The organism is Paenibacillus brasilensis, assembly GCF_009363115.1.
GTDB classification, from domain to species: Bacteria; Bacillota; Bacilli; order Paenibacillales; family Paenibacillaceae; genus Paenibacillus; species Paenibacillus brasilensis.
This window is the reverse complement of record NZ_CP045298.1, coordinates 2,896,234-2,910,135: the sequence shown is the minus strand read 5'-3', so window position 1 is coordinate 2,910,135 and position 13,902 is coordinate 2,896,234. Positions and strand designations below refer to the sequence as shown.

15 protein-coding genes are annotated in these 13,902 nt (G+C 45.9%); 7 read left to right on the top strand and 8 right to left on the bottom strand.

The genetic code is table 11. The annotated features are described in order from the left end of the window. Positions 1-64 precede the first annotated feature (64 nt). A complete protein-coding gene (locus GCU48_RS13635) occupies positions 65-358 on the bottom strand; it encodes a hypothetical protein (protein WP_025715761.1) in 294 nt (97 codons plus the stop codon). A 173-nt stretch (positions 359-531) separates the two neighbouring features. Between GCU48_RS13635 and GCU48_RS13630 the strand changes: the two genes are divergently transcribed. Beyond that, positions 532-1,164 (top strand): NUDIX hydrolase, encoded by a 633-nt coding sequence (locus GCU48_RS13630; protein ID WP_025715760.1) that lies wholly within the window; start codon positions 532-534, stop codon positions 1,162-1,164. Positions 1,165-1,172: 8 nt separating this feature from the next. On the opposite strand, the gene GCU48_RS13625 is transcribed toward GCU48_RS13630, so the two are convergent. Next, complete coding sequence (locus GCU48_RS13625) at positions 1,173-1,961, bottom strand: TrmB family transcriptional regulator (protein ID WP_152382160.1); 789 nt, start codon at positions 1,959-1,961, stop codon at positions 1,173-1,175. 65 nt (positions 1,962-2,026) lie between these two features. Further along, entirely contained in the window at positions 2,027-2,875 is an 849-nt protein-coding gene (locus tag GCU48_RS13620) for a zinc ribbon domain-containing protein (RefSeq protein ID WP_152380360.1), read from the bottom strand. Positions 2,876-3,184: 309 nt separating this feature from the next. On the opposite strand from GCU48_RS13620, the gene GCU48_RS13615 reads away from it, so the two are divergent. Together GCU48_RS13615 and GCU48_RS13605 are read left to right on the top strand one after the other, a co-directional pair. Continuing rightward, the gene (locus tag GCU48_RS13615; RefSeq protein WP_152380359.1) at positions 3,185-5,614 is read left to right on the top strand and encodes a UvrD-helicase domain-containing protein; all 2,430 of its coding nucleotides are present in this window, start codon (positions 3,185-3,187) and stop codon (positions 5,612-5,614) included. 660 nt (positions 5,615-6,274) lie between these two features. Beyond that, positions 6,275-7,036 (top strand): SDR family oxidoreductase, encoded by a 762-nt coding sequence (locus tag GCU48_RS13605; protein WP_152380358.1) that lies wholly within the window; start codon positions 6,275-6,277, stop codon positions 7,034-7,036. Between the two features lie 151 nt (positions 7,037-7,187). Here the strand turns inward: GCU48_RS13605 and csaA are convergent, their stop codons facing one another. Further along, positions 7,188-7,520 (bottom strand): chaperone CsaA, encoded by a 333-nt coding sequence (gene csaA, locus GCU48_RS13600; protein ID WP_025717185.1) that lies wholly within the window; start codon positions 7,518-7,520, stop codon positions 7,188-7,190. A 47-nt stretch (positions 7,521-7,567) separates the two neighbouring features. Further along, entirely contained in the window at positions 7,568-8,479 is a 912-nt protein-coding gene (locus GCU48_RS13595; RefSeq protein ID WP_152380357.1) for a DMT family transporter, read from the bottom strand. A gap of 157 nt (positions 8,480-8,636) precedes the next feature. Between GCU48_RS13595 and GCU48_RS13590 the strand changes: the two genes are divergently transcribed. Next, on the top strand, positions 8,637-9,530 hold the full coding sequence (locus GCU48_RS13590) for an AraC family transcriptional regulator (RefSeq protein WP_152380356.1): 894 nt from the start codon (positions 8,637-8,639) through the stop codon (positions 9,528-9,530). Positions 9,531-9,674: 144 nt separating this feature from the next. Next, positions 9,675-10,115, top strand: coding sequence for a transposase (locus GCU48_RS13585; RefSeq protein WP_167518692.1), 441 nt, complete (start codon positions 9,675-9,677; stop codon positions 10,113-10,115). A gap of 238 nt (positions 10,116-10,353) precedes the next feature. Here the strand turns inward: GCU48_RS13585 and GCU48_RS13580 are convergent, their stop codons facing one another. The 3 genes from GCU48_RS13580 to GCU48_RS13570 all read right to left on the bottom strand — a co-directional run bounded on the left by GCU48_RS13580 (position 10,354) and on the right by GCU48_RS13570 (position 12,584). After that, positions 10,354-10,611: a muconolactone Delta-isomerase family protein gene (locus GCU48_RS13580; protein ID WP_010503554.1), complete on the bottom strand. Its 258-nt coding sequence runs from the start codon at positions 10,609-10,611 to the stop codon at positions 10,354-10,356. A 116-nt stretch (positions 10,612-10,727) separates the two neighbouring features. Further along, complete coding sequence (locus tag GCU48_RS13575) at positions 10,728-11,078, bottom strand: helix-turn-helix domain-containing protein (protein ID WP_152380354.1); 351 nt, start codon at positions 11,076-11,078, stop codon at positions 10,728-10,730. Positions 11,079-11,363: 285 nt separating this feature from the next. After that, complete coding sequence (locus GCU48_RS13570) at positions 11,364-12,584, bottom strand: IS110 family RNA-guided transposase (protein WP_152379494.1); 1,221 nt, start codon at positions 12,582-12,584, stop codon at positions 11,364-11,366. A gap of 464 nt (positions 12,585-13,048) precedes the next feature. On the opposite strand from GCU48_RS13570, the gene GCU48_RS28640 reads away from it, so the two are divergent. Both GCU48_RS28640 and GCU48_RS13565 read left to right on the top strand, forming a co-directional pair. Continuing rightward, positions 13,049-13,183, top strand: a complete 135-nt coding sequence (locus tag GCU48_RS28640) for a hypothetical protein (RefSeq protein ID WP_280116401.1) — start codon at positions 13,049-13,051, stop codon at positions 13,181-13,183. A gap of 139 nt (positions 13,184-13,322) precedes the next feature. Further along, positions 13,323-13,862, top strand: a complete 540-nt coding sequence (locus tag GCU48_RS13565) for an IS3 family transposase (protein ID WP_244315634.1) — start codon at positions 13,323-13,325, stop codon at positions 13,860-13,862. The last annotated feature ends 40 nt before the right edge of the window (positions 13,863-13,902 follow it).

Here is a 13,902-nt window from a genome sequence, read left to right as displayed (position 1 = left end):
CTCCGTTCCTATGAATTACAGCAGGATCGCTTTATCTCATTTTATCCTACAGCTCTCCTGATCCTTAATGCTTGTTCAGCAGATTTTCCAGGATCGCACGTAAATTTCGGTCTTCATGATAGACTTCCTCACCCGTATCCAGCTCAATGACCCGGATATATGTATAGTCTGCCCTGGCATCAACTGGCTTGAAAATCAATTCCTCCGGGTTATCCGGACGCACATCATAGCCCATATTTTTGAACATATCTGTGATTTGGTCGATCCCTGGCTTGCCTCCGCTGTCCAGCATAATCAGCCCGCGCAGCTCCTTGGGCTCCTCCGGATGCATGACTCGAAAATGTACAATACATTCCATGTAAAAACGCTCCTTTCGATCATAAACCTAGTTTATGGCGCAAATCCCATGTTTCCAGCATACCCCAAATGCCGTCGCACATTCCACAGCTGTCTACATATCCTCAGAACAGAAAACACGTTATACTGTAAAATAGACCTTTTACATCTGAGCTGATTATAGGAGGAATCCCAATGACTAGCGAGCTTCTGGATATCTACGATGATGAAGACAAGCCCCTTGGCACTGCTTCAAGACAAGAAGCACATGCCAAAGGATATTGGCACCATACCTTTCACTGCTGGCTGGCACGAGACACCTTTACAGGCCGTCGGATGCTCTTCCAACAGCGTCAGGATTCGAAGGACACCTTCCCCGGATACTACGATATTACAGCAGCCGGGCATTTAACAGCAGGCGAGGATGTATCTCAAGCAGCCCGTGAACTGGAGGAAGAGTTGGGCATTCACGTCCCTTTTTCCTCATTAACACCGCTGATGACTGTTCGGTATGATAGCAAGGGAACCGCACAGGGCATATCCTTTTGGGACCGCGAGGTAAGCTCGGTGTTTGGATTACTGTGGAACCAGCCATTGGAGGCTTATCGTCTCCAGCAGGAGGAAGTAGCCGGACTGTACGAAGCAGACCTAGAGCAAGCACTGGCCCTTTTTGAAGGGCGCATTCCTTTTTTGGAAGCCCACGGCATAACTTCAGGACCGAATCCGGAAAAAACTCGCCGCCTGATCACATCCGATCAATTCGTACCTCATAAAGCGGGCTATATTACATCTATATGCCGGGCTCTGATGGAACTTCCTTCCCGGTAATCCTTATACTATTCTCCGGCTGACATATATTTGCCGATAATGCCCTCATATCGCCAGCCATACCGGGTCGACAGCTCGCTGCCCATATCATGCTCCAGCTCATACAAGATGAGATCCTGGGCAAAATGATTCAGCAGCAGGCCTGTCATGACCGGATGCTCGGTAATGAGTGCTTGTGTCAGGCAATTTTCTCCCCGCATCCCCAGCATGCACCAGCGCCGATCAACGACAAAAGAAAACTTGCGTCCTGCCGGTTCCTGTCCATTTTTGCCAGCCGCAAACGGTAGCCACGGTCCCAGCACGCTGTCGCCGTTATTACAGGACCATAGCAGGCGCACGCCCCGTTTTTCAGCTTTTTCCAATTCGGCCCGCAACAGTTCAGCTTCTTCTCGCCACAAATCGAGTACAATCTCATGCTCCGCCCGTTCCAGCTCACGTGTCAGGCTCTCCAGCACATTGCGGTCGCCTTCCGCGTTGTAAAAGGTCGGCTTGGCTGGCTCTGCTCTCGGCATTTCCTTCTCCACGGCACGCAGAGACTCCTGCATCTGCCCCTCGATCATTCGGGTCAATTCGCCTGACGGCAGCATACTGTAGCGCACAGGCTCTCCCGTGCTGGTTCTGAGATATCCCTGTCCGGCCAGACGCTGCAAAGCTGCATATACGTTGGAGCGCGATGCGCCCAGACGCTTAGCCACCTCATAGCCGGAGGCTGCATTTTGCCTCGACAGCTCCACCATGACCTTTGCTTCCATTTCCGTAAAGCCCAGATTTCGCAAATGATGCAACAAACGCTCCATATGCTCTGTTCCCCCTATGCTGCCCGGCGTTCTGTCTGTGTCCTGTGACAGCCTGTTCGGCTGCGTCAAATCTGTTCAGCTCCGCAACGCGGACACCACTTGGAGCCTTTAGGCAGCTCCGCTGTGCAAATTTGGCATTTTACATTTTCACGTATTTGCGTAGCTGGCTTCTCTGCCCCGGAGTTATTCGCCTTCCAATATCGAATACGCTCGTCCAGCTCCTCCTGACGCTCACGCTCTCGTTCCAGCTCTTCAAGACGGAGGTGCTCTTGCTCAATCTCTTCCTGACGACGGCGCTCCCACTCTTCGTCGAATGCCGCTTTTTCCTCCGGTGTAAAATCAGACATATAATTGCGGTCTGATCCGGCTGATGCGGCTGGTTCGAACATTTCATGCAGCCCGCCCTGCTCGTGTTCATGCCGCTCAACTACTTCATGTTCTGTATACTCCGTGTAAGCAGGTGCAGCATCCTTGGCTGCCTCCGGCTTGCGCAGATCAAAAGAGTAGACGTCTGTCGGTATTTCTTCACGCACAGCAGCCACTTGCTTGGAAGCAGCCTGCTCTTCATTTAGCTTGCGTCCGCATTTTGGGCAAAAATTCGCATCCAGCGGTACAACGGCCCCACAGGTGCATAGATGAGCGTTCTTCAATTGTGCAATTCTGCTGCGCAGCTCGTCAATTTCATCCTGAAGCTCATCACAGGCGGTGGATAGCTGTGTCATCTCCGTTTCTGCCACCGACATATCAGATGCCCGGTAGCCCTCATAAAAAATCTGACCCATTCGCAAGAAATGAACGTCCATTTCCTGCTGAATTGCGGTAATTTGCGAATTTATTTTACTAATCTCGACAGCATGCTGCGCCTTTTCTGTAGCGCGATTAGCGCCTTCCTTGATACGTTGAATCAGCTTCATCGTTATTTCCTCCCCATATCCAGCCGGTTTTCCCCATACCGTCCGCATATCCCAAAGTTTTTTTCTGTTGGCAAACCTCGAACTCCTGTATAATGGAATGCGGTTATATCGCCTATTTGCAGGCTACACGCATCAGCGACAATCCTATGACGCGCTGACACTCTGTAAGATCCGCATGAATTTCAGCATTATTGCAGCCCATCGCTTTATTCTTATTGGTCAGCGAAAGCTACTAGAACTCTATCATACCAAAAACTACCCCCATTTGTGAAAATGGAAGATTTTATGATCGAAAGGGGTTTCAGGATCATGGACCCAAATCCTGCTTTTTATCCTCGACCTATCGGGGTTTCTTATTCAACACCGAGCCCGCAAGCTCGCCCTGCTTCCATAGATACCAGTACGACACTGGTACCCGACACCGACCAGGACTCAGCCTATTTTCGTGCCTTGGAGGACGTGGGCATCCATCTGAACCGCCCGCAAATTCAGGCTGTTCGCCACGGCAAGGGCCCCCTTCTGACACTGGCCGGGGCTGGCTGTGGTAAAACCACAGTGCTGGCTGCCCGTGCTGGCTACCTGATGGCGATGCGGGATATCCCGGCATCGTCCATCTTACTGGTAACCTTCACCAGCAAGGCGGCTGCCGAAATGAAGCTGCGCATCGCAGGACTGCCCGGTGTGCGCCCTGCTGCTGCACGTGCTGTTCAGGCACGCACCTTTCACTCATTCGCTTTGGCGATGCTGCGCCATCATGGCGTCCAGGATGAGGTGTTCGGTGAAACGCAGGCCCAGCATACCGTTATGAAAATGATGCTGCGTCAGCTTGGACTCAGCGAGGCTTTCCAGCCGGAAAGTCTGCTGGCTGCTCTCTCTGCCTGGAAAGCGGAGGGCCGCAGCGCGGACGAACTGCCCGAAACCGTACGCGAAGAAGCGGATGCCAAACGGGCCATGCTCGCTTATGAAGCGTGGAAGCAGGAACGCAATAAAATGGATTTTGACGATATTTTGCTGCGTGCCTCCGTTCTGCTGCGTGACCCGGATGTGCTTCAGCCGCTTCAGCGGCGTTTTTCCCACATCATGGTCGATGAGTTTCAGGATACGAATGCCCTGCAATACGAAATGGTGCAGCGATTGGCTGCGAGGCACCGCAATCTGATGGTCGTCGGTGATGATGACCAGACGATTTATACCTTTAATGGGGCGCGTCAGGAATCCATTTTGGAGTTTGACAAGGTCTATAAGGATGCGAAGGTGATCACCCTCGATATTAATTATCGGAGCGACGCGCGAATTTTGGGGCTGGGCTCCAACATTGTCGCCAAAAATGTCCATCGACGCTCCAAGCGCCTGTCGGCTGCCGGACATGAAGGATTGCCGCCGCAGTTTGCTACCCCATCGGGGCCTGAGGAAGAAGCGGCGCATATTGTTACCCATCTGCTCGGACAGGTGGAGGAGGGTCAGCTTCGCTATCGGGATATCGCTATTTTGCACCGGACAGCCAGCGGAAGCCGATCTATTTTTGAACAATTAATTATGCGGGATGTACCGTTTATTCAATATGGAGCAGGGGCTGTATTTTATGACCAAACCCTGATTCGTCCTTTAATGGACCACCTGCGGCTGTCGCTGAACCCCCGGCGCATGGAATCTATTCCAAGCACCCTTGGACCGCTGTATGTCTCCCGCGAAGCAGGGATGGAATGGATTATGCGCGAGGAAAAGCAACAGGCTAAAAAGTATCCGCTGATTCATCTTAGTCGCTGGGATCGGCTACGCGATTTTCAACGCCAACAAGTAAAAGAGCGTATCCGTCTGATTCGCAGTCTCACTACAATGAAACCTGCCTACGCCATTCAGGAAATGCGCCGTGTCTTTTATGATAAATATTTGGAAAGCGGAGATACAGGCGCGTGGACTCATTATAAGGAAACGATGCAGGAAAGCCTGGAGGAGTTGGAAACTGCGGCGAAGCGGTTCGACACGGTGGAGGCATTCGTCAGCTTTGCGGACGAGCTTTCCGAGCGTCATCGCCAGATGGAATCACTGCGCAGAGAGGAAGACAGCGATGCCGTTCGGCTCATGACGATCCACCGCGCCAAGGGACTGGAGTTCCCTTGCGTCTACTGGATCGGCGCAAGCGAGGGCATCCTGCCGCACAGCTCGGCGCTGCACAGCGAGCTGCCGGAAGATCGGCGGGCAGGCGCAGCGCCTACAGCAGCTGTGGATAACGACGCAGCTCTGGAGGAAGAGCGCCGCCTCGCTTACGTGGCCGTCACCCGGGCGAAGGAACTGCTGTATATCACCTCCCCTGCCTCCAATCACGGCAAGCCTGCCGCCGTGTCGCGCTTCCTGCTGGAAGCCTATGGGGTCACACCTCCCGAGGCTTCCAAGCCGGAAACGCGCCGCGGCAGCTTCGGGCAACCAAAGAATGCTTCCGGGTACGGCAGCCGGGTCAGCGGTGGAGCGTCCGCATCCGGTGTAGCAACCCGTGTGAGCAGCAAGCCTGGACCGGGCAATGCTGCGGCGCGAACGGCCACGTCGGTGGCAGGCTCACGTACAGAGCCACGCATCAGCGTGCCTGTGTGGAAATGCACCGACGACGCCTGCAAGGCGTGGATGCGGCGCGATACAACGAGCGCACGCCGCACAGCTGCGGCCAGCACAGGCACGCCACCGGTGTGCCCGCTCTGCTCCTCCCCGATGACGGAGGGGACACGCAGTATCCCGGCCAAATAAGGGCGGGGCGCGAATAGCCGGTATGGGGGCTGTGCTTCCACTGCACTCGTGATATCAGTCCGACTTGTGGAGAGCTATAATGAATCAAAATAAGCACTGTCGTTCATGTTCTCGGCAGCCTTCGAAAGACAGACCTAATAAAAGTAAAAGCGGCAGACTAGGACGTGAAAACCAAGCCTAGTCTGCCGCTTTCAGAATATGGAGCGGTTCCTTTGGATAGAACTTCTCTGTCTCCTTCACAAGTGAGCTTATTACTTCTAACGGACTAATTTATTTATTCTTGACTTAAACTATGGTTTAAATCGTATGATATTCCTGTCGACAGAGTAAGATACAATTTGGAGGACTCCTACCATTAATCGAGCGGGATGGAGCGGGGAGACGGCTATTTTCAGAAGACCAAATTGCGCTCCTTGAAACCGTTATATGTTTAAAAACACGCACATGTCAATTAGCAATATTAAGCAATATATTGATTGGATCGTAGAAGGGGATAACACCCTCCAACCCCAACTTGAAATGATGAAGTTTCACAAGCAAGCCGTACTAGATGAAATTTCGTTGATGACAGAATCCTTAAAAGGAATTGACTTTAAAATTACACGTTATACCAATCGTATTCAGGAAAGTAACAAAGACTGATAAGAGGAGTGAAAAACAATGAAGCTTTCAGGAAATACAATACTAATTACAGGCGGAGGTTCTGGAATAGGATTAGCTTTTGCAGAACGTTTTCTAAAAGTTGGAAATAAAGTCATTGTTTCTGGACGACGTGAACATGTACTTCAAAAGGCGAAAGAAAAATTCCCTGACCTTATTACTCGTGTAAGTGATTTGAATATTGAATCCGAGCGTATAGCATTGTTGGATTGGGTAACAGCCAACTATCCAGAAGTAAATGTGTTAGTCAACAACGCCGGTATCCAACAACGCTTTAATGTTTTAAAAACGGATGCGAAAAACAATTGGGATTATTTCAACAAAGAAATCACAACTAACATTGAAGCACCTTTCCATCTTTCCATGCTGTTCGCTCCATATTTTGCAACAAAAGAAGAAGCTACTATCATTAACGTCACTTCTGGGTTAGCTTTTACGCCGTTTGCGATTGCTCCGATCTATTCGGCAACGAAAGCGGCACTTCATTCATTTACAATCAGCCTAAGACACCAACTTTCTGACACGTCTGTAGAGGTAATTGAAGTTGTTCCTCCGGCAGTGAGTACAGATTTAGGCGGAGCAGGGTTGCATACGCATGGAGAACCATTAGATGCCTTCGCAGATGGGATTTTCAAAGGATTAGAAGAGGGTTCAAAGGAAATTGGATATGGTACTTCTGTGGCACGCTTACGCATGTCACGAAATGAAGTCGACGAATACGTAGAAAATATGTATTCGGCAACGAAAAACTCAATTGAATAACTCGCTTATGAGATTGATATAAAAAAGCAAAACTCGCCCCTATGAAGGCGAGTTTTCTTCCATATTGTATACTCAATAGCTTCTCCTAGGTTGGATACAAGTCGGACTTAATTACAGATCGAATCAATACTTTCTTCACAGCAACAATCTATCACCCAATCGGTGTTCCATCAGGTAGTTTAAAATCAGGCTTTAATAGAACTACATCCCCCTTTTCGGGTATTCCTCCAAGGACTAATACCTCTGATTTAAAGCCTGCTATACGTCGAGGAGGAAAGTTGACTATACCTATTATTTGTTCACCTATAATTTCTTCAGCCGTATACCTTTTTGTGATTTGGGCACTCGATGTTTTTATTCCGATATCTTGTCCAAAATCAATCTCAAGTTTGATCGCAGGTACTTTTGCTTCTGCAAAAAACTCAGCTTTTATAATTGTTCCAACACGAATATCCAGGTTCAAAAAATCATCAATCGTTGCCATTTAAACCTTCACCTCATCTTTTGTCTTTTCCTAAAATTACACACTAATCAATTTGAATTATAATTAGCAATTGGGTAGTTTAAGGTTTGTAACCAAAAATACATACCCATACCTAGTAATGTCATTAATCCACCTATGAATTGGAATATAGAGATTGTTTCTCCCAAGAATAGATAGGCGAGAATTATAGCTAAAACAGGCTCTCCAATAATACCAACAGAAACAGTAGTTGCGCCTATAGATTTTAACAACAGATTAAAAATATATTGTCCAAAAATAGTTGGGATTACTGCAAGTAAAAAGAAATATGTCCAATCCGAAGAGTCATATTCTATCAATGTGATATGATTTAACAAACTGTAGACTAGCATGACGCTCCCACCAATAAAAAAGACAATAACACTATATAAATTTGCGTCAATTTTGCGACTTACTCTCTGTCCTGCCAACATATATGCTGAAACCAAAATTGTTCCTAATAAAGATAATCCATCTCCTATTAATGCTTCCCTCGAAACTCCGATGTCTCCCCAAGCTATAATGACTGAACCGAAAAGAGCAGCTATCAAACAAAGAATGGTTAATATGTTGGTTCGTTCTCTGAACATAAAGTATGAACCAATCATCACAAATAAAGGTTGTAATGATAAGATAACCATGGAACTCGCAACTGAGGTATATACCAAAGATCCCATCCAAAATAAGAAGTATAACCCTAGAAATAGACCAGCTAAAAAAACGGTACTCCAATCTTTTTTGTTCATCTCAAGGGATCGGAGAGTTTTCCAAGGTACAAAAGGAAGCATAATGATTACTGATATATACAATCTGTACATTCCAGCCACAGCGGTTGGAGTATCTGAGGATTTTATCATGATGGATGAGATAGAAACAGACAGTATGCTGATGAACAGCAAAATATACGGATGAAACGTTAACGACGATTGATTTATTTTCACAGGTACGCCTCCAAGATGTCTTACCCAATCGTCTGTGCACAGGATTGTAATGATAAGCCGAAGATTTGATATAATAATATCACCGCTTTTATTTTATTTGTGCAACTATATCTCTAATTTATATAGAAATATCGTCATCTGAAAGGACCTCGCAAAAATGGAAAAACAATTGCACGAGGCCCTTTTATATCCCGATGTTTCATTTCCATACATCATGTACACCCATACTGTTCATAAAAGTATCCCTGAAGGTAGAGGATTTAATGATTTACATTGGCACGAAGAACTACAAATCACTTTGGTTACTAAAGGAAAACTAGTTATACAAGTTAATGGGGTTGATCATGAATTAGAAACCGGTCAGGCCATTTTAATTAATAAGGGCGTCCTTCATGTCACTACGCACCTGACACATAACGGTCAATATGTCAGTTTTAATTTCCCTGAGAAGCTGCTGGCCTTCTACGCAGATAGTGCGATGGAAAAAAATTATGTACTACCTTATACAAACTCTTCCTTAGTATCACTGGTAATCAAGGGTGAAGTTGAATGGGAAAATCAAGTACTAGAAATGCTTTGGGATATGAAAAAGAAATTTGATATGAAAAAAAACTGGGGGTGGGAATATGAGGTCTCTATCAAAACTGTACAATTATGGTTCACCTTAATTTCTAACATTTCGCTTTCTTCCGAGGAAGCACCTAAATACATGAAACTGCAACAGGAAAGACTTCAATTGATGCTCAGCTTTATCCATCGAAACTACTCAGACAGTATAACACTGCAAGAAATTGCTGATGCAGCACATTTAAGTATTTCGGAATGCACTCGTAGTTTTAAGAAAACAATTCATATGACACCTTACGACTACTTAATTAAGTACCGTATCAAGAAAAGCAGCGAGTTATTAATTTCTACAGATTCTACAATAACTGAAATAGCCCACAGCGTGGGTTTCAATCATGTAAATCACTTTATTCAGTCTTTTAAAAAACATTATGATCGAACACCTAAAGATTTCCGGAAATTTAGAAATGAAATCAAGGATTAAGGATTATTGGAGGTACCGGGAAACACTAAGTTTAACAAAAGCAGCGGCGAACAAAAGAGGCCAACCAGAAAATGATATGCTCCATCATAGTAGACAGTAGAAAAAACAAAAACTTCTACCTCTACCATGATGGGAGTTTTTGTAATGTTCAAAAGAAGCCCGATTTTATATGAACTAAAGTTAAATGCCGTAAGGCGCTGCCTGCGATATGAATCCAATCCCAACCATGAGGCGAAACAATTAGGTGTCCATAAAAACACGGTTTCCGAATGGATAAGAAAATATCAAGCAGATGGAGAAGAAGGATTAAGAGCATCCAAAGGGTGGAAGTCTTATTCTAAGGAGCTAAAACTATCTGCTATTCAAGGCGTACTCTCCGGGGAATACTCCGTACGAGAGGTGGCGAAAAAATACCATATTTCGAGTAAAAGTGTGTTAGAGACTTGGATTGCCAAGTATACTAAAGGGGTGAAAATGAAACCAACTCGGAAAAGGATAGAAGCCCCTCTTATGAATAAAGGACGCAAAACGACATACGAAGAACGGATCGAAATAGTACAATTCACCGTGAGCTTAACGCTTTAGGTGTATTTCACAGCGCCTGTTAGTAAGTATTTTAAGTAACAAGGAAACGAATTCAGCATGTTTTACTAAATCATCACAGAAGGATTTATCAAATCTACTCCACCCTAATGTAAACGGTGGAATCAAACCGAAACCTCCACATAAACAATCATCAAGACCATCCAGGCCGGCTCCAAAATGATGGAAAGCCCGAATGGAAGCTTGCTCATATGTTCACCGCCAAAAGTTCAGGATCGATTTAGCCTTCAAATAGTTGTGTGTACTCAGCCGTCATAAATTTGTAAAACGGCAATGATTGTACAGCGCTTTGAACAACCTCCAGGCTGTCACCGGCAAAAATACCCCAAATATCCATCATCGTGTGGGACAAATATAACGTTTCGAGTATTCCTTGTTCCTTAAGTTCAGCAACTCGCGCTCGCTCCGCCGGCAACAGCTTCGCTATTTCTTCCTTCGGAGTAGCAGGGTCAATTTTCAAATAAACGATAAAACGCATAGTTTGTTTGCCTCCTAAACGCAATTATACAGTTTGTACATACAAACTGTATAAGATTAAATTACAGAAGTCAAATTCAGGCTCTACCTCATAATCCTGAACAATGCTCGTATCCATCATGCCAAATTGCTATTCTTTTCCGCTTTTATTTTAGCTATTTGAAGAAATTCATCTTTTTCAATGTCGGGTAAAGTTCGCAGTAATTGAATTAATGCATTCTCTTGCACAGAGACATTTACGCCAAACAATTTATTATTTGATTCAACATCCGACTCTTCATCTATTAGCCAATTCAAATCGCATTTAAAGGCCATTTTAAGGGCAATAATGGTCTCACAAGAGGAATAACCATTTCCACGCTCAATATCGCTTAGCGTGCCTTGTGAAACGGCAATACTGTAAGCGAATTCCTTTTGATACATTTGATTACCTTTACGAATATATTTAATTTTTCCCCCTAACTTCATCTATTGGCCCTCCTAAATACAAAGAACCCGGCTATTTGACCTTTATATTTCGTATAGTAATCCATCCAGCTTTAATATCAACACAGTTATTCCTCTACCCTCAGTGGCACCGCTTTAAGAATGTTCATTTTCTCTCACTATTCTGCCAGTTGGCTTAATGAAATGCTCACCAGTCTATCCTGAAAATATCGCTCCGTAGAACACCTAAAAAAGGCAACAAGAAAGCGACCCTCCGGCAAACAAAAAAATAGCCAAGGGCATTAGTAATGTATGGTTTGCAAACGATCAGGAAGCTGCCGTATTCACAGTAATTGATACACCTAATGACTCCAGTTTCTTAATGGAATGCTTGATGATCACGTCCCGTTTTCGTTCCTCGTAGTAGGTTGGACCTAGCTCGATGTAGGGTTGTTTCCGCTTAAGGATATAGTAAACCATAGACAATATACTGTGTGCTACTGCAACCGTCGCTCGGTTAGCTCCCCGACGCGCGGAAATCCGATGATACTGGCTGGATAAATACGTTTCTTTTGTTCTAGCCGCAGCCTTCGCAGCTTCTACAAGCGTACTTCGGAGTTTCTTATTTCCTTTTCGCGTCTTGCCGGACAATCGTTTTCCGGCGCTTTCGTTCTGACCCGGACACAGCCCTGCCCAAGAACATAAATGGGCGGCGGAAGGATACTGATTCATATTAGAGCCAATTTCGGCTAGAATAGTCTCTGCTGTTCTTCGTGCCACACCTGGGATGGTGTCAAGCAGTTCCAAGTCTTCATCAAAAGGGAGCATGCGCTTTTTAATTTCCTCATCCAACCTGCCAATCTCTTCGTCCAAATAATCGACGTGACGGAGCTGAGCTCCCAGCATCAGTTTCTGATGAGGGCCCATTAAGCCGTTCAATGCTCGCTTCAAATCCGCTTTTTTGCTTTTCAACTTTCGTTTTGCAAGATCAGATAAAGCTTCAGGATCGGTTTCCCCAGCAATCATCGCCTCAATCATTGCACGTCCTGATTTCCCAAGCACATTGCTGGCAACCGAGGAAAGCTTGATGTTTGCTCCTTCCAGCACCTTTTGAATGCGGCTGACTTCCCGAGCTCGCTCTTCGATGAGACTACGGCGGTAGCGAATCAATTCCCTCAACTCTCTTTGCTCGCGATTTGGGATAAAGCTACCCTTCAATAGACCATGCCGGAGCAATCCAGCAATCCATTCCGCGTCTTTGACGTCAGTCTTGCGTCCCGGAACATTCTTGATGTGCTGGGCATTCACAACAAGAGTCTCAATCTCCTCAAGCTCCAACAGGTTGTAGATTGGTTTCCAATATGCTCCAGTGCTTTCCATCGCTACATGAGTGCATTCCTTGACTTTGAGCCAATCTACAAGCAAAATTAAATCGTCGGTCATCGTGCCAAACGTACGGATTTCTTTACCTTCAGGCGTGATGGTGCAGGCAACGATGTTCTTTTTATGAACGTCAAGTCCGCACACATGACTGTAAACAACGTCCATTCGTAGCCTTCTCCTTACGGCAGCAAGATTGAAGGGGCTGGTGCAACAACCACATATGGTTATTCTATCCTGCGTGCTTCCAAATTCGGAGCAACAATCTGTGGTGCACCTGGTCGTTAGGGTCAGTCTAATACTCGGGCTCGAAGCACCATTGACTGCCGACCTGCCTTCGCCAGCCGTAAGTAAATTATATCGCATGCCTACCATTTTTATCATCTGATGGTGCTGCGTTAGCGGCATGGGCGTCTAATACTTTATTATTCAGTCTAAAACATTATTATTTGCGGGCAGGAACGACTAAAGCTTCGGATTAAGGAACTCGAAGCGCGTAATGAGTACCTTGAAATGGAGAGCGCACTTGCAAAAAAGTTGGCAGAGATCCGGCGAAGAAATATACGCTAACCTTCATTCGGCATGTAGACATCTATCAAGCAATTAAAGAGCTACACGCTGAAGAAGGATATGTGATCACAAAGCTCTGTGAGCTCGCAGGAATCGCCCGATCTGCCTATTACAAGTGGCTAAAATGGACGCCATCCACTAGAGAACTCGAAAATATTGCACTAGCCAAGGAAGTCAAACGTCGCTATGACAAGTGAAAGGGGATACTGGGTTATCGCCAAATGCGTACTCAGCTGAATCGTAAGCTGAAAAAGAACTACAACCGCAAACGGTATTACCGTATTCATGCGCGCACTTGAAATCAAGGCAGTAATTCGCAAAAAGCGGCTAAATTACGTGAAAGCTCCAGCCCTTCATATCGCTGAGAATGTCATGAACCGAGAATTCCAAGCGGATGCCCCAAATCAAAAGTGGTGCACCGATGTGACCGAACTGAAGTACGGGAATGGTCGTAAGGCCTACCTGAGTGCCATTATTGATGGATATGACAACTCGATTGTTTCGTGGGTTTTAAGCCATTCCAATAACAATGAGCTTGTTATGGGTACTGTAAAGAAAGCGTGCAGAAGAAACCGAGGTACTAAGCCGCTTTTGCACAGTGATCGAGGCTTTCAGTATACTTCGGTTGAATACAAACGACTTCAAGAGAGATACCAATTTAAGAAAAGTATGTCTCGTGTAAGCCGGTGCTTGGATAACCAACCGATTGAACGATTCTGGGGTATCTTTAAAGCAGAAAGCTATTATCTGGAGAAGTATGACACATACGACGATCTCCTGCACAATGTAGAAACCTATATGCGCTATTACAATAATGATCGGTACACCGAACGACTAAACGGTTTATCTCCTAACGAATATCGACGAACAGCTTAACGACAGAAAAAATAATCCTCTCGGCTTTGATAACCGAGAG

What these genes read in the sequence shown, in the direction of transcription:
- GCU48_RS13630 (WP_025715760.1), top strand. Translation starts at nt 532, where the DNA reads ATGACTAGCGAGCTTCTGGATATCTACGATGATGAAGACAAGCCCCTT.
- GCU48_RS13625 (WP_152382160.1), bottom strand. Translation starts at nt 1,961, where the DNA reads ATGGAGCGTTTGTTGCATCATTTGCGAAATCTGGGCTTTACGGAAATG.
- GCU48_RS13575 (WP_152380354.1), bottom strand. Translation starts at nt 11,078, where the DNA reads ATGAAGTTAGGGGGAAAAATTAAATATATTCGTAAAGGTAATCAAATG.
- GCU48_RS13570 (WP_152379494.1), bottom strand. Translation starts at nt 12,584, where the DNA reads ATGGACGTTGTTTACAGTCATGTGTGCGGACTTGACGTTCATAAAAAG.
- csaA (WP_025717185.1), bottom strand. Translation starts at nt 7,520, where the DNA reads ATGGCAACGATTGATGATTTTTTGAACCTGGATATTCGTGTTGGAACA.
- GCU48_RS13585 (WP_167518692.1), top strand. Translation starts at nt 9,675, where the DNA reads ATGTTCAAAAGAAGCCCGATTTTATATGAACTAAAGTTAAATGCCGTA.
- GCU48_RS13590 (WP_152380356.1), top strand. Translation starts at nt 8,637, where the DNA reads ATGGAAAAACAATTGCACGAGGCCCTTTTATATCCCGATGTTTCATTT.
- GCU48_RS13635 (WP_025715761.1), bottom strand. Translation starts at nt 358, where the DNA reads ATGGAATGTATTGTACATTTTCGAGTCATGCATCCGGAGGAGCCCAAG.
- GCU48_RS13615 (WP_152380359.1), top strand. Translation starts at nt 3,185, where the DNA reads ATGGACCCAAATCCTGCTTTTTATCCTCGACCTATCGGGGTTTCTTAT.
- GCU48_RS13580 (WP_010503554.1), bottom strand. Translation starts at nt 10,611, where the DNA reads ATGCGTTTTATCGTTTATTTGAAAATTGACCCTGCTACTCCGAAGGAA.
- GCU48_RS13620 (WP_152380360.1), bottom strand. Translation starts at nt 2,875, where the DNA reads ATGAAGCTGATTCAACGTATCAAGGAAGGCGCTAATCGCGCTACAGAA.
- GCU48_RS13605 (WP_152380358.1), top strand. Translation starts at nt 6,275, where the DNA reads ATGAAGCTTTCAGGAAATACAATACTAATTACAGGCGGAGGTTCTGGA.